The sequence below is a fragment of the Oceanobacillus sp. MO10714A genome, from assembly GCF_037072045.1.
Lineage (GTDB): Bacteria > Bacillota > Bacilli > Bacillales > Amphibacillaceae > Oceanobacillus > Oceanobacillus indicireducens.
The window spans coordinates 24,898-39,734 of record NZ_JAXHDC010000014.1; the positions used below are offsets into that span (position 1 = coordinate 24,898).

A 14,837-nucleotide genomic window follows, 5' to 3' on the forward strand; every position below is an offset into this window, starting at 1 on the left:
TTCAATTATAGCTAGTGCTTATTTTGGAACACTTTCCCAATCAGCTAAGAATTGCTCAATTCCGTTATCCGTTAATGGATGCTTCCATAATTTCGGTAATAGAGAACCGGGGATCGTCGCAATATCTGCTCCAGCAATTGCTGCTTTTTCCAAGTGATTAATCGTCCGGATACTTGCTGTAATGATCTTCGTATTGAAATGATAATTCTGAAGCGTTGTTTTCAGGTTCTGAATCAATTCCAGTCCATCTTCACCAATATCATCAATTCTACCGACAAATGGACTAACATACGTTGCACCCGCTTTTGCCGCCATCAGTCCTTGGGATACGGAAAAAATGAGCGTAACATTCGTCTTAATACCTTCCTTATAAAGAATATTAACCGCTTCTAATCCAGCCTCCGTCATCGGGATTTTCACAACGACGTTTGATGCCCATGTTGCGATATCACGCGCTTCAGCCACCATCTCCCCCACAGTAAGTCCGATTACTTCAGCACTAACCGGGCCATCCACAAGCTCACAAATCTCTTTAATCGTTTCTTTAAAATCTCTATTCTCCTTTGCAATAATGGAAGGATTTGTTGTAACACCGTCCACTAATCCCAATCGATTAATTCGTTTGATCTCTTCAATATTTGCTGTGTCTAAATAGAAATCCATTAAAAAAACCTCCTCAGAATTTACTGTGCTAGACCGTTGCTTTCACTGGATAAACACTTTTCACATATCTCACTTGTTTTTCTCTGCCATTTACGAGAATAGAAGAAATGTGATGGTTGCCAGCGATTGTTTCAATACCGTCGATGATAATATTATCGGTGATTCCAGTAGCTGCAAACAGACAATCATCTGTGCGCACTAAATCATCCAGCGTTAAAACGCTTTCGAAATTGTCGATCCCCATTTCTATGCATCTAGCAATTTCTTCTTTATTGTGCGGTAAGAGTTTTGCTTGCATCTCTCCCCCCATACAACGCGCGGCAACTGCTCCCAGCACTCCTTCAGGGGCACCGCCAATTCCAAGGAACATGTCGACACCTAAACTTTCAATGCAAGTGGCAATGGCATAAATGACGTCACCATCATGAAACAAACGTACTTTAGCACCTGTTTCTCGAATTCGTTCAATATATTCCTCATGTCTCGGCCGGTCTTGTATCAGAACATTTAGCTCTGTTACTTCTTTTCCAAGCGCCTTTGCGACATTTTTAATATTTTCTTCGATTGGTGCATCTAAATTAATATGCCCTTTCGCCTTTGTTCCGACAGCCATCTTCTTCATATACATATCAGGAGCGTGGAGCAGTGTCCCTTTCTCAGCCGCTGCGATTACTGTAATCGCGTTTCCTTGTCCATTAACAGTTGGTGTTGTTCCTTCAATCGGATCTACTGCAATATCGACCTCGTGACTGCCACCTCTTCCAAGCTCTTCACCGATAAAGAGCATCGGGGCTTCGTCGATCTCACCTTCACCAATTACAATCTTGCTGTGCATTTTCATTTTATTCAAGGTTTCCCGCATCGCATTGGTTGCAGCTCCGTCAGCCGCGATTTTGTCTCCACTACCAACCCACGGCAAAGCGGCGATTGCAGCTGATTCAGTTACTTTTAAAAAATCCAATAATAATGATTGCATGCTTATTCTCCTCGATTCGCATGTTTAGTTAACTGCACAATTACTTCCAGCTACCGCTTCTTTAAAATTTTTCCCTACGAACTCCGCTTCTTTTTCGATAATCTTATCTACTTTTTGTTTGGAACCTTCCGCCCACGCTACGTTCAAGTAAGCTTCAACAACTTTCTTTGCAACTTCTGGTCCAATAATTTGTGATCCCATTGTTAGAATTTGTGCGTTATTACTTAATTGTGCTCTTTCTGCTGAATAAACATCATGAGCAAGTCCCGCGCGGATACCAGGATATTTATTTGCTGCAATACATACACCAATACCAGTTCCACAAACTAAAATACCTCTTTCCGCTTTTCCTTCACTGATTGTCTCTGCTACTTTAAAAGCTACGTCTGGATAATCTACTGCATCTTCGGAGTAGCAGCCGAAGTCGATTACCTCGTGCTCTGTATTTGCTAAAAACTCTTTAATTGTTTCTTTTAATTGAAATGCGTTGTGGTCACTGCCGATTGCGATTTTCATTTTTACATTCCTCCATATTCACACACTTACTTTCACTTACTTTCATTTTAATATACATCTTATCGTTTATCAAGTTATATATTTTTATTTTCATTTATTTACTTTCGCTTGGTTTCGTATTTAGTGTTTTTTCGATAAAAAAGAACCAGAAATAACACCTCTGGTTCTATTTTTTTATTTTTATAATAAAAGAAACAATAATATAAAAATGCTGTGATAACTCTTGCGCCTTTGTTCTTAAATAGCTTGTTCGGTTTTAGCTTGAACAAAGTTTAAAAAAGTAGCTAAGATCATATAGGCAGAAGTTGCGCCTGGGTCTTGGACGCCGATAGAGCGATCTCCTAGACGGCTGGAACGACCTCTTTTAGAAATGAGTTCTTTCGTTGATTCCATACCAGCTTTAGCAGCTGCGACAGCGTCCGTAAATGCAAGTAGAAATTCTCCAGATTCTGCAAACTTTGCTTCCAGTTCATTCTCAAATGGCTCAAGCGTATCCACCATTGTTTTATCTCCCACTTCCGCTTGACCACGCTCTTTAATACCTCTTGCAAAAGCAATCCAGAACTCCGCTAAGTCCCTATCTTCAATGACTGTTTTTCCTTTAACTGCTTTCGCACCTCTCATGAATCCTGTTGCATATAATGGACCTACAGAGGAACCAACAGCACTCAAGAATGTTTTTCCTACCGTAATGCTTACTTTTGCACAATCTTCTTCATCAACAAGCTCATTGTCAAGTTTCTCATTTACAGCTTGCCAACCGATAGACATTGTCACACCATGGTCTCCATCACCGATCTTACGGTCAAGTTCACATAGGTAGTCTTTCTGTTCCTCCATCATACTAACAATCTCTTTATAATAAGCTTTTAATTCTTTAGCTGTTAATTGCATTTCGAAAACTCCTTTTCCTTATTTTTGAACAAACATTGGGCAATTTACTGGATGATCAATTGTTTTAATCAATTCATCGTCTAATTTCATTAATGTAATAGACGCTCCACCCATTTCAAGGGATGTAATGTAATCTCCAACATAAGAACGGTATATTTCAATACCTAATCCACTTAGCATTTGTTCAACTTTGCGAAACATTGTATATAGTTCCATTCTCGATGTAGAACCAAGACCATTTACTAAAACCGCAACTTTGTCACCACTATTAATTTCAATATCTGCTAAAATATCATTAACTAAGCGTTCAGTAACCTCGTCTGCCGATTGAAGTGGACCTTTTTCTACTCCGGGCTCTCCGTGGTGCCCTAATCCAATTTCCATTTCATCATCACCAATTTCAAAGCTTGGCTCTCCAGTTTGCGGTAACGAACAAGGAGTGAGACCTACACCCATGGAGCGAATATTTTCGTTTGCTTTTTTAGCAACGCGGACAACATCTTCCAAGTTATAGCCGAAGTCAGCAGCTGCCCCTGTCGCTTTAAAAATGAAAAACTCACCAGCAATTCCGCGCCGTTTCTCTTTCTCTTCTTTAGGGGCTGATGCGACGTCATCTGTCGCTAAAGCCATACCAACTTCAATGTCTTCTTCTAAGTCCGCCATTTCAGCAGCCATACCGAAGTTCATCACGTCACCTGCATAGTTTCCGTATAGATAAACAACTCCAGCGCCTTTATCAATTGCTTTCGTAACTTCTAAGATTGGATCTGGAGAAGGCGATGCAAAAATGTTACCAACCGCTACACCATCAGCCATTCCTTCACCAACATAACCTAAGAATCCAGGCTCATGTCCAGAACCACCGCCGATTAGAACTCCAACTTTCCCTTCCCGTGTTTCCTTCGCAGTCACTAGTGCTCTATCATTTTCTGGTAACTGTTTGATCAAGTCGGGATGCGCTTTGACATATCCTTCCACCATTTCTTCAACAACATATCTAGAATCATTCATTAACTTTTTCATATTAATGCACTCCTTGCTTGTTATTTATTTACTCAATCAACTAACTATTCATTATATCAAACGATGAAGCGTTTTCCGCTAGAAATATCAAGTCTTCAATAGATCTTCATTTATTTTTTACTTTTTAAACAACAATATTAACAGTCTGTAATCCCCCTCCTCTAAACAGGAGGGAAACCCAATATGTGAAGGGTGGAGATAAACAATCCGTAAATCCCTGATTCTGTTCAACTAACATTTAGTGGGAAGGTAATGATCCTCCCCACTGAATGAAGTTTCACTTTAGCAGAGCCCCCCACAGCTATAAGGGTAATTCTATTATATCGCCGAATGTACCTCTGCTTTTACCTTTTCTTTTTTCTTTTCTTCGTTTGGAAGCTTTAAGAATCTTGTTAAGACAGCTGCGATGAAGTATAGTCCAGCCAGGATCCACACTAATCCTTGAGGACCGGCCAAGTCGAAGAATAATGCTACAAGTGCAGGACCAACGAATACACATAGACCTGCTCCAAGGTTTAGAATCGACATGGCGGCACCTTTGTCCCCGTCACCAACTAATGATGGTGTTAATGCAGATAGTGGTACGAAACCAGCGATACATGCCCCCCATAGCATTCCCACAATTGCTACAAGTGTTACGTTACCGGCAAAAATTTGCGGTGTATAGAATAGCATGAGTGTGAAGACTCCACAACCAACTGCCCCGAACCATGTGACTGTATTTCTCCACCCTAACTTGTCTCCTAGATAACCAAAGATTAAGTTGAATGCGATATTCGAAATAAATATCGTACCCCAAATATTTAACCAAACTGTTGTTGCGATCCCATGATCCGCTAAATATAACGGCAAGAATAATGGAAATGCATATTGTGATGATTGGTTAATAACGCGAACCACACCTGCAATCGCAACTTTTGGCTCTCTTTTTAAGATAGTAATTCCGTTTATCAGTTCTTTAACCTTAGATGCTGCTCCACTTCTTTCTTCTTTCTCAGGCATTTCAAATTTATCTCGGTTAACTATTATTGCAAAGAACGCTCCAATCAATACCCAAATAAGCGCACTCCATAATGTAGTGATATGGCCAAATGTTTGAATTGACCAGCTAGAGTAGAAGGCACCGAGTACACTTAATCCTCCTGTAAACACAAACCAGAACCAACCAACTGCTCGTCCTAACTGATGCGGTGGTGTCCGGTATGTAATCCAGACTAGGAAGGCATAAGCAAATAACGGATAACCAAATCCTCTTATCGCGTAAGTTGGAATCATTAATCCATAATTTAAGGTAGAAACAGCAAGTCCAACAAACAATACATGTCCAATAATATAAGCTGCTACCCCTAGCATCATCGTTTTTCTTGGTCCAATCGCTTCAACTAGTACACCTGAAAGCCAAGCACCAATAGCAATCGTTACACCATAAGCCGTTGTGAGTGTTGCCGTTTGCTGAACGGTAAGCCCTTGTTCTACAAGATACGGACTGAGCCAAGCAAGTTCTAACCCATCTCCCATCATGAAGATAAGTACACCAAAGTACCCCCATGCTAAGTGCGCCGGCATTCCCATTCTATCAAGCAAAGTTCCTTTTTGCCCTAAATCCGTCATCTTTGCATGCCATCCCTTCTCCCTTGAATTTTAAGGTTTTAAAATGATTTTTAATGATTTATCGCCTTTTGCCATTAGTTCAAAGCCTTCTTCAAAATCTTCTAATCCCAACTCATGTGTAACTACACCTTCAGTGGGGAAGTCACCATTTGCAATTCCTTCAATGACAAGCGGATAGCAATACGGGCCTAAGTGCGAACCTAAAACGTCTAGTTCTTTACGGTCACCAATAATACTCCAGTCCACTGTTACCGGCTCCGCAAATACACTAAACTCTACAAAGCGGCCAAGTTTTCTAATTGCGTGAAGTCCTTGTTCAACAGAAGACGGATGCCCTGTTGCTTCAATATAAACATCACAGCCATACCCTTCCGTCATATCTTGAATTTCTTTAACAACATCAACTTCACCTGGGTTTAATACAACATCAGCACCAAATTTTTTCGCTAATTCTAGTCGATCTTCTTTCATATCTAGTACAACAAGTTTGCTAGGACCTGACTTTTTAAGTGCACCGATCATCCCTAGACCGAGTGTACCTGCACCTGACAACACAACAACATCGCCAAGTTGTACTTGTGCACGCTGTACCGCATGAAGACTGCATGCATACGGCTCAATCAGAATAGCTTTTTCTAAAGGAAGATCTTCCGGAACTTTATAGTTGATCGCTTCTTTTGTAAATTTCATATATTCAGCCATGCCACCGTTTACATTGTTTTGGAATCCATAAAGGTCATGTTTCTGGCACATCCAATATTCTCCTCTTTTACAGAAACGGCAGTCCCAACAAGGAACAATCTGTTCAGAAATTACTCGGTCACCAATTTCAAAATCAGTTACTGCATCACCTTTCGCTACAATTCTTCCAATAAATTCATGTCCGGGAACCATTGGCGCTTTAATATAAGCCGGTTGATTTTCGTCGCCCCAGAAGCTCGGTGCACCTTCAAACGCTTTCACATCACCAGCACAAATTCCACAAGCTTCTAGCTTAATAATAATTTCTTCATCATTTTCTAAAGTCGGAGTTGCTACTTCTTCATATCGATAATCTTTTGGAGCATATGCCACGACAGCCTTCATCATTTCAGGGATCTCTTGATTTTTTACTTGGCTTTTCTCTACTGTATCCGTCATTTTCCATTCTCCTTTAATAGATTAATATTTTTGTAAAAAGTGATTCAATCACCGAAAACTAAAAGGCAATTTTCGTTGATTGAATTGGAATCGGTTACATCTCAATTTATATATTATCATTGTTTTTCGTTTTGTCAATATTATTATTGAATATTTTCGCGTATTTTCATTAACTTCATATAAATCGCTATCTCAACAATAAAAGAAAGTGATTTTGCACGTTGATTAATTTCACTTTTTCGTCTAACATAAGAGATAATATAAAGTATAAGGATGTTATAGAAATGAAAATGTTTGCAAGTGAAAGAAGAGATAAAATTTTGCAGCTCTTACAGGATAAAGGGAGAGTAACCGTCAAGGAGCTTGCATCACATTTGGATGTATCAGAAGCTACATTAAGAACAGATCTAACCAAAATGGAATTAAGCGGCCTTCTAAAAAGAACTCATGGTGGGGCAGTTTTAAATGATGGCTCTGATAACGATCGAAGCTTCTCTGTTCGTGAAAAGAAAAACATTCAAGAGAAAATGAAAATAGCTGAAAAGGCTTTTGAGTTAATCGAAGACCAACAATGTATTTTACTCGATGCAAGTTCAACCGCTTTGGCATTAGCTCGCAAAATTAATGAAAGCTCCATGCGATTAACTGTTGTAACGAGTGGAATTCAATCCGCTCTAGAACTAAAGGATAACCCAGCGATAACCGTTATTCTTGTAGGTGGTGTCGTTACAAACGGTTCTACCTCCATTGAAGGAAAACTTGGAGTAAGCATCTTGGATCATGTGAATATTGATATCATGTTTACTTCTGCAAGTGGGTATACCGTCGAGAATGGATTAACAGACTTCAATTTATATGAAGTGGAATTAAAGAGAGAAATGGTTAAGCGTTCAAAAAAGGTAGTTGCAATTATCGACTACTCCAAAATAGGGAAAACGTCAAGTTCGGTTTTTGCTACTACGGATGAAATTGATGTATTAATTTCGGAAGAACAAATTAGTGCGGCTATGCTGGAGAGCTTACAAGATAATAACATTACAGTTATGTAATTGTTGTTCATTTTTCTCACCCTTTTGGTAATCGCTTACTTAATGAATTAATAAATTTAGGAATGAGGGATTGGAATGGGATTTCAAGGATTTGATAAAAACTTTAATATTACAGATAGAGTTGCAGTAATAACAGGTGGAGCTAGCGGAATCGGCAAAGCCATCGCGGACTTATATGTAGAAAAAGGTGCCAATGTTGCTATTTTAGACTTGAAAGAAGACGTCATGGAGGCAGCGAAGGAAATTAGCGACGAGCATGCAATCGGTGTAAAATGTGATATTACGAATGATGAAAGTATGGATCAGGCTGTTTCGAAAGTAAGAGAAGTATTCGGTAGAATTGATATTCTCGTAAACTGTGCTGGAGTTGCACTATTAGACGATGCAGAAAATATTTCTGATAGTTATTGGCAAAAAACGATTGATTTAAATTTAACGGGTTCATTCAAGATGTGTCAGAAGATCGGGAATGTCATGATCGAACAGGGTAACGGAGGGAAGATGATCAACTTAGCTTCCCAGGCAGCAATTATTGCTCTCGATAATCATGTTGCTTATGGTGCAAGTAAAGCGGGAATTGTAGGAATGACGAAAGTGCTTGCACTTGAATGGGCACAATATGGAATTAATGTGAACGCAATCTCCCCTACTGTAGTTTTGACTGAACTCGGTCAAAAAGCATGGGCTGGTGAAAAAGGAGAAAAAGCGAAAAAAGAAATACCACTCGGACGCTTCGGCTACCCTGAAGAAGTCGCAGCAATTGCTCTATTCCTCGCAAGTGATGCCACAAACCTAATCACAGGCGAAAACATAGTCATTGACGGTGGAAACACCATCAAATAAAAAAAGAGACTTGAGGGTCAGTGCTCACACCCCATTTTTTAGGGACAAGTACGCTGACCCTAAGATCTCTACAGCACTAACTATCAATAATACTCAAAGGCCTAAATTCCTACATTCTATTTTCTGCTGGTATTTTAGGAATTTACTGTCCATGCCAAGAAACGATTCTTAATTCAGTAGTTTTCTTCCCTTTTTGTTAAATAATGATGTAAAAAGTTAATGTTAATAACGGATTAGCAGAGGGTAAAATAATGTATATAATCTGGAGTTTCAGTACTTGTTACCATTTTTGAGATTAAAAAATATGGATTATAATAAAATGCAAATTGCTCTTCATCCTCTCACTCATGAAAGCCCTTGCAATTACGAGCAATTTTTTATATAATAATACTAAGTGATACACTTCACAAATAGTAAAAACATGAAAAGGAGGTCATGACATGAACAAAGCTGATCCAACAGTTGCTTGTCTGTATCAAACACAAGGAACCATTTCACAGGAAAATATTCGTTCTAAGTTTTTAGATTACCAAATTGCGGACATAAATATCCATCCGGATATCCCATTACCTACAACAGGTTACCATCCAATTTCGATAAAAATTTCTGGTAAATGGTATGAAGCAGTTGCTTCGATTGTAACTATACCAGCGAAGGAAAACCATAAAAAAGTGAAAGTATATATTCGTAATTTTGAGCAGCAACTTCAAGCTTGTAACGTCTTAATCTCTTGGAATAATTATGTTATTCCTTCAACAAAACAAAAACGACGAGACGATGCGTTGCCGGCAGCTATAAGTTTGTAATACGCCTTACAACTACTTGTTATAACTCTTTGATCTTTTACTCCGTTTTACTACTTCTAGGTAAACATGTGAAAGTATCTTTGTTTAAGTTTGCCTATATACACGCACGCTACTCAACATTTCACACATCACTTAGCTAACACCCATTGGCTGCCCGACGCTTTAAGGTATGATGTTATATGTCGTCACTCCATACAGCCGAGGTTCACACCAACTAGATACCCACCCTCTATAGCAGATTTTATCCTTGAATGTAGAGCAGTAAAAAAACAAGCAGAATAATCCTCCTCGTCGGATGATTATTCTGCTTGTATAAAATAACGTGAGCGGGATTATCTAAGTTCCATGATCTTCTCCACTGAACAAAGTAGACTACATTTTTTTAATCGCTTCAATCAGCTCCCCAGCTTGTTGCCACAAGGCAATGTTATCCAGAACATAGGCATTCGCTTCCATGTCTTGGATATTTGCCACTTTGTCTCTCTTCGTCCGAAGCTTTGTTTGACCAGTTAAAAAATATTTGACAAACGGGTTCTGCTTCATTGCTTGTTTCAATAGTTTCTTTGTTTTTGCTGTGATTCCATCCCGGAAATAATGCAGCAACACATTGTTGAAAGCAAATTCTATAGATGCATCATCCTTATATTCAGTGACTAGCTTGCTAGCAGATTCATAATCTCCCAATTCAAGATATAAACGCAACAGATAATATCTGATTCCCTGATTATCATTCGGGTTTAATTCAAGTAATTGTTCATAATGCGCTCGAGCTTTCGTCTTATCGCCGTATTCATCAAGGAACGTAGCAAGTCCTGCCTTTGCCCTCATAAAGGGACGAGTTTCCGTAATTCCCCAGAAATGTCCTTTACCTTCATGAAAATATTCTTTATCTAACTCTTTTTCTGCAAGGGAGAGCGCATAGGAATAAAGCTGATATTTTTCATTCGTTGAGCTTGTATCTTCCGCTTTCATTAAATATGCATCTGAAAAATCAGGATCAATTGCTAACGCTTCGTCAATAAGTTTCTTCCGGGCCTTTCCGCTTGTTTGGATTGCTTCAGCCAGTTTTTCTTCAGCTAAGTCTCTAGGTGACTCTAAAATAGGATCAAATAACCCGACACTTTCCAGCAACTGATCGACAAAGGCCTCCGCTTCTTCTTCTGATTCAAACTCTTGTTCCTCTAGAAGGCTTTCAACTTCATCCATAAAACTCTCCATTATTTCTGGATCCAGAAGGTCGTCTAGCTCATGAGGTAAGTCCACTTTTATGTTCTCCGCTGCTTCAGCGATCTGTTCTTCCAATAGCTCTTTCAATTTCATTGCATTTTTAGATAATGTCGTAACACTTATCCCGTACTCTTCCGCCAATCCCTTTTGACTATCCAATTCAATCCCAAGAATTTCACGCTGAATAACATACTCTAATGCCCCAGCATAAGATCCTATCTTTGTAAACATGGGCTGTTCCAATTCTGTAAAATACTTCCAGAGTACGATCCCAGTTGAAATCACAATTTGAGGTGCTTTCTTTTGTTCCATATGTCTTGTGAAAAGCTCTGCAACCATTTCATAGGGTGGATAATCCCATTCGAACTCACCGGTAACTGTTTCAAATTCAATGAATGCAGCTAATATATCAGGGTAGTTATTTATGATTTCCTCTTCACTCCATGTTTGGATCATTTCCAGAGCTTCTGGAGTCGTATCAGTGAACTCTGGTATCGCCATAAAGAAATCATACAACTGGATATAAGGAAGCAAGAAGCCCATTAGATAACTTCCCTCTAAAAAGTCTCTTTCTTCATCTCCTGCTCCCATAAGTTTGTACGTTTCTTGGGAACGCAGATCTTTAATTTCTATCTCGTCTTCTGTATTCGAGAGTACCTCATAAATCGAAGGGACCGTTCCTGACCAAGATGCAAAAGTTCTCCTTATTCTTTCATTACTAATTTTCCACTTTTGTTCCATATAATATAAATCAAAAATCGTTTTACCATTTTGTATTGGTGCATGGAGTATGATCCAAGCCCTAAGAATGGATGAAAAAAATTCTGCTATTTCATCATCCGCTACTTGTAGTTCCTTATACTCTTCTAGTATTTCATCTAATTCTTTTTCTATAAAATAGGAATAGTTGTGCGTAGCAAATTCTAATAAACCTATATGAAGGCGTTCCAATTCGGCATTATACCGTTCTGGACTAATTTCGATCACATTTGAAGCACCATGACATTTTTTATATTTCTTGCCGCTTCCACAGGGACATGGATCGTTTCTTCCGATATTCTTCATTAGCCTCCACCTCATTTTTGGGTCTTTCTTTTTATTATGAAGATTAATTGCAGGGATTTCAAGTGATTTAGGGGAAGCACACTTGATAGATTTTGAGCATTACTTTCCATCATTTCGCTACCTACATACAACACCGCTTATATTTTTTCCCGTTTCCACAAGGACACGGATCATTACGGCCAACTTTATTCTCCTTTATTATCGGGGTTGACCTTTCCGTCATCTGCATAAACAATTCCGTCATGGGGTCTGTCGGAATTTGTTCTGGTAATTGATTTCCCATCTTCTTCAATTGATTGAATACAAATAACCCAAATGAATTTATTCTAATCGAATCAATCCCCATATAATATTGTTCATTATCCCCGGTATACCGAAGCTTCAACTGGAACAATCCAAAGTATTCCATTATCGGCATAATGTACTTAAAGACATGGTCGGTGATACCTTGGAACGTTTGATTAACTAGCATAACACCAAGCCGGTCTTCCCTCAATTTGATTTCCTTATCTACTGGGAATTGGGAAAGTACTTCGGCTATATTCGCCCGTTTTGCCTGCGTTAATTCAACCCGTCCACCTCGATTAGACGGCTGAACTTTTCTCCAAGAAAGCTGATTCCAGAGCACATCCATTAATAGAACAAACTTCTCTTCATCCGTTAACTTTTGGTAAGCATTTAGAAATTCTGTTGGTTGCAACCTATTTCCTTTGATACGATAAAGCCTTAAATGGTTCCCTGCTACATAGAAAAAGTGAAATAAACCTATATCTTCTTGGTTTAATGTTGGCTTTGTAAATAACCCTAAATCGAGCGCATGGTCTAATTCCTGCCAAAACTTCCTTGTAATATTTTGTCTCCCACTCGTGAGTTTCACGTATTTCTCTTGTTGTATCTTTTCTAAGAATGACGTAAAAGCATTTACTGCAATTGGTGCTTTAACGTTTCTTTCATTCAACAAGCGGACGAAATTGGGATCAACATCCAACGCATCGCTCTCTTCCAGTTGATAAGCTCTTTCCATTTCTTCAAGATAATGATCTAGATCATTATCAAAATACCATGCTTCTAAATCATTTGATGAAAAATACGTCTCGAACCGATGATGAAAGTATTCCTTTTGCTTACAGACCATATTAATTTCAGTGAGGTCCTCTTCTCGTAAATCCCCGTTATCATATAGAAACTTTGCGAATCTTTTAAACGTCGTCAAGTATGGTCCAATATCACTTTTCGTGCTATCAAACACTTTCCGAATATAGTAGTCTCCCAAAAATTCAATAATGTGATCGGCATCGAATTCTCGAATCGTGCCACCGATATACTCTACATAGCTTCCTCCATAAAAAAATATTCTTTCTATATGCTGATCAACTATATCTGCTTTTAAACCTTGAACCTCAGACAGATATCTCGAAAATGCTTCAAGCGTGCTTTGCAGATCATCACTAAAGGCTTTCTCATCAAATTCCTCAAAAACTTCACGATCATCCATTCATTTCTCCTCCTTATTTTATGGTTGCTACGTTCCACTATTTATTACAAGGTTTCCTTTATAAATACCCAAATCTCCGCCGCTCTCTGCATTTTGGACATCGCTTCGGAAGCTGCAATCCTTTTTGTTTAAAAAAGTTCTGTTCGCCAACCGTGAATATAAAACGATTCCCGCAATCCCAGCATTTTAAGCGGAAATCCTGTGGTGCTTCTCCTTCTAGAGCTTCCTCTATTTCGGCTTCCCTTTGCTCGACCAAATCTAAATCAATTGGTGCATTTTCTGTAATCAATTGGATAACATCACGTATTTTTGCACGCACTTTTTTATAGTCTACTTTTTCCCATGCTTCAAGAAACGGAATATACTTGGGGTCTCCCGTTTCCCTAATCTTATCAAGAAACAAGAAAATCATATGGCGGTTGCGATCTTTCAGGTATTCCATATCAGGTATTGGTGCATCTTCTGCAATCAGCTTGTCCCATTCTAGTAAAAATTCATCCGCTCGCTGATTTGCTTCAATTTGCCAGCCCCGGTCCGTATATACAATCATCGGTAGCTTACCTGAATAAAATATATCAAGAAAATCATGCTCAATCATCCAATCTACTTTTTCCGTTATCGCTGCAATTGTTTCGGACTGAAAATAACCGTAGACAGGTGATTTATCCAATTCTAGTTCAAGCACTTTTTTCTCACGGGATCCCTTTAAGATTTTGGAAAGGAGATTTCTTCCACCTGTCGCGATCAGTTCGTCCGCCGCTCTTAATATTGCTAGCTTTTCGTCTTTTGTTAAATTCATGACTTTCGCTCCTTACTTGATTGAGGTTACATCGCTATAATCTCACACGGAAACCCCAGAAAAATTAATTACAAATTAGGAAAATCCGGAATCTCATTAAAAATAGCATCCATAGAAAATGCTGCACACTTGATATGAGATGATTTTATTGTTTCATCATGCATGTAAACTTCATTTAATTCATAGATTGCTTCGTTTAAAATATATTGCTCTAAGAACTTTTGAACGGGATCAATAAGCCAATATTCGGGGATGTTATATTTTGCATAGGTATCAAACTTGTCCTTTCTATCGCGTTTCATAGATGAAGGTGATAAAATCTCAACAACTAAGTCTGGACTCCCTTCAATTCCACGATTGGTAACAAGTTCTGATTTCCTTGTGTGTATCAGAAATAAATCTGGCTGCCTCACTTCATGCTTAGAGAGAATTAAATCTATTGGTGCTACGAAGAGAATATATTCATTTTTACAGCCCTGCTTTAATTGATATGCTAACTCTTGGCTAACTAATTGATGAATAGGATGAGGCGCTGGCGTCATCGCTTGAAGTATCCCATCAGCTAATTCATACTGCACACCATCATCAGCGAGGCTTGCATAATCCTCATAGGTTAGCCGCTCATCTTTTTTTTCGATTGCATATTTTCACATCCTTTTAGAAGATATGACAGGAAAAAAGCCACTCGTAGATAGTGTGTATTTTAATAAAGGTTTAAAAGCAAATCGTT

General features: G+C 38.7%; 14 protein-coding genes. 3 read left to right on the plus strand and 11 right to left on the minus strand.

The features are described 5' to 3' along the window. Positions 1-18: 18 nt before the first annotated feature. The 7 genes from fsa to SPD53_RS09680 form a co-directional block, all read right to left on the minus strand. Complete coding sequence (fsa, locus tag SPD53_RS09650) at positions 19-663, minus strand: fructose-6-phosphate aldolase (protein ID WP_336252408.1); 645 nt, start codon at positions 661-663, stop codon at positions 19-21. Positions 664-691: 28 nt separating this feature from the next. Further along, positions 692-1,639 (minus strand): class II fructose-bisphosphatase, encoded by a 948-nt coding sequence (gene glpX, locus SPD53_RS09655; RefSeq protein ID WP_336252409.1) that lies wholly within the window; start codon positions 1,637-1,639, stop codon positions 692-694. A 24-nt stretch (positions 1,640-1,663) separates the two neighbouring features. Then, entirely contained in the window at positions 1,664-2,155 is a 492-nt protein-coding gene (gene rpiB / locus SPD53_RS09660; protein ID WP_336252410.1) for a ribose 5-phosphate isomerase B, read from the minus strand. A 237-nt stretch (positions 2,156-2,392) separates the two neighbouring features. Continuing rightward, positions 2,393-3,049 carry a dihydroxyacetone kinase subunit DhaL gene (dhaL, locus tag SPD53_RS09665; protein ID WP_336252411.1) on the minus strand — a complete coding sequence of 219 codons (657 nt, stop codon included), beginning with the start codon at positions 3,047-3,049 and terminating at the stop codon, positions 2,393-2,395. An 18-nt stretch (positions 3,050-3,067) separates the two neighbouring features. Then, positions 3,068-4,072 carry a dihydroxyacetone kinase subunit DhaK gene (locus tag SPD53_RS09670; RefSeq protein ID WP_336252412.1) on the minus strand — a complete coding sequence of 335 codons (1,005 nt, stop codon included), beginning with the start codon at positions 4,070-4,072 and terminating at the stop codon, positions 3,068-3,070. A 318-nt stretch (positions 4,073-4,390) separates the two neighbouring features. Continuing rightward, positions 4,391-5,683 carry an MFS transporter gene (locus SPD53_RS09675; RefSeq protein ID WP_336252413.1) on the minus strand — a complete coding sequence of 431 codons (1,293 nt, stop codon included), beginning with the start codon at positions 5,681-5,683 and terminating at the stop codon, positions 4,391-4,393. 30 nt (positions 5,684-5,713) lie between these two features. Continuing rightward, the gene (locus SPD53_RS09680; RefSeq protein ID WP_336252414.1) at positions 5,714-6,823 is read right to left on the minus strand and encodes an MDR/zinc-dependent alcohol dehydrogenase-like family protein; all 1,110 of its coding nucleotides are present in this window, start codon (positions 6,821-6,823) and stop codon (positions 5,714-5,716) included. Positions 6,824-7,107: 284 nt separating this feature from the next. Here SPD53_RS09680 and SPD53_RS09685 point away from each other — a divergent pair, with 284 nt between their 5' ends. The 3 genes from SPD53_RS09685 to SPD53_RS09695 all read left to right on the plus strand — a co-directional run bounded on the left by SPD53_RS09685 (position 7,108) and on the right by SPD53_RS09695 (position 9,521). Beyond that, positions 7,108-7,872, plus strand: coding sequence for a DeoR/GlpR family DNA-binding transcription regulator (locus tag SPD53_RS09685; RefSeq protein WP_336252415.1), 765 nt, complete (start codon positions 7,108-7,110; stop codon positions 7,870-7,872). 75 nt (positions 7,873-7,947) lie between these two features. After that, a complete protein-coding gene (locus tag SPD53_RS09690) occupies positions 7,948-8,715 on the plus strand; it encodes an SDR family oxidoreductase (protein ID WP_336252416.1) in 768 nt (255 codons plus the stop codon). 440 nt (positions 8,716-9,155) lie between these two features. Beyond that, complete coding sequence (locus SPD53_RS09695) at positions 9,156-9,521, plus strand: riboflavin kinase (RefSeq protein ID WP_336252417.1); 366 nt, start codon at positions 9,156-9,158, stop codon at positions 9,519-9,521. Positions 9,522-9,893: 372 nt separating this feature from the next. Here SPD53_RS09695 and SPD53_RS09700 read toward each other — a convergent pair whose 3' ends face one another. The 4 genes from SPD53_RS09700 to SPD53_RS09715 form a co-directional block, all read right to left on the minus strand. After that, complete coding sequence (locus tag SPD53_RS09700; RefSeq protein ID WP_336252418.1) at positions 9,894-11,813, minus strand: SEC-C metal-binding domain-containing protein; 1,920 nt, start codon at positions 11,811-11,813, stop codon at positions 9,894-9,896. Between the two features lie 121 nt (positions 11,814-11,934). Next, positions 11,935-13,308 carry an SEC-C metal-binding domain-containing protein gene (locus tag SPD53_RS09705; RefSeq protein WP_336252419.1) on the minus strand — a complete coding sequence of 458 codons (1,374 nt, stop codon included), beginning with the start codon at positions 13,306-13,308 and terminating at the stop codon, positions 11,935-11,937. Positions 13,309-13,366: 58 nt separating this feature from the next. Then, the gene (locus SPD53_RS09710) at positions 13,367-14,107 is read right to left on the minus strand and encodes an RQC-minor-1 family DNA-binding protein (RefSeq protein ID WP_336252420.1); all 741 of its coding nucleotides are present in this window, start codon (positions 14,105-14,107) and stop codon (positions 13,367-13,369) included. Positions 14,108-14,175: 68 nt separating this feature from the next. Continuing rightward, entirely contained in the window at positions 14,176-14,745 is a 570-nt protein-coding gene (locus SPD53_RS09715) for a Uma2 family endonuclease (RefSeq protein WP_336252440.1), read from the minus strand. Between the last annotated feature and the right edge of the window lie 92 nt (positions 14,746-14,837).

What these genes read in the sequence shown, in the direction of transcription:
- fsa (WP_336252408.1), bottom strand. Translation starts at nt 663, where the DNA reads ATGGATTTCTATTTAGACACAGCAAATATTGAAGAGATCAAACGAATT.
- glpX (WP_336252409.1), bottom strand. Translation starts at nt 1,639, where the DNA reads ATGCAATCATTATTATTGGATTTTTTAAAAGTAACTGAATCAGCTGCA.
- rpiB (WP_336252410.1), bottom strand. Translation starts at nt 2,155, where the DNA reads ATGAAAATCGCAATCGGCAGTGACCACAACGCATTTCAATTAAAAGAA.
- dhaL (WP_336252411.1), bottom strand. Translation starts at nt 3,049, where the DNA reads ATGCAATTAACAGCTAAAGAATTAAAAGCTTATTATAAAGAGATTGTT.
- SPD53_RS09670 (WP_336252412.1), bottom strand. Translation starts at nt 4,072, where the DNA reads ATGAAAAAGTTAATGAATGATTCTAGATATGTTGTTGAAGAAATGGTG.
- SPD53_RS09675 (WP_336252413.1), bottom strand. Translation starts at nt 5,683, where the DNA reads ATGACGGATTTAGGGCAAAAAGGAACTTTGCTTGATAGAATGGGAATG.
- SPD53_RS09680 (WP_336252414.1), bottom strand. Translation starts at nt 6,823, where the DNA reads ATGACGGATACAGTAGAGAAAAGCCAAGTAAAAAATCAAGAGATCCCT.
- SPD53_RS09685 (WP_336252415.1), top strand. Translation starts at nt 7,108, where the DNA reads ATGAAAATGTTTGCAAGTGAAAGAAGAGATAAAATTTTGCAGCTCTTA.
- SPD53_RS09690 (WP_336252416.1), top strand. Translation starts at nt 7,948, where the DNA reads ATGGGATTTCAAGGATTTGATAAAAACTTTAATATTACAGATAGAGTT.
- SPD53_RS09695 (WP_336252417.1), top strand. Translation starts at nt 9,156, where the DNA reads ATGAACAAAGCTGATCCAACAGTTGCTTGTCTGTATCAAACACAAGGA.
- SPD53_RS09700 (WP_336252418.1), bottom strand. Translation starts at nt 11,813, where the DNA reads ATGAAGAATATCGGAAGAAACGATCCATGTCCCTGTGGAAGCGGCAAG.
- SPD53_RS09705 (WP_336252419.1), bottom strand. Translation starts at nt 13,308, where the DNA reads ATGGATGATCGTGAAGTTTTTGAGGAATTTGATGAGAAAGCCTTTAGT.
- SPD53_RS09710 (WP_336252420.1), bottom strand. Translation starts at nt 14,107, where the DNA reads ATGAATTTAACAAAAGACGAAAAGCTAGCAATATTAAGAGCGGCGGAC.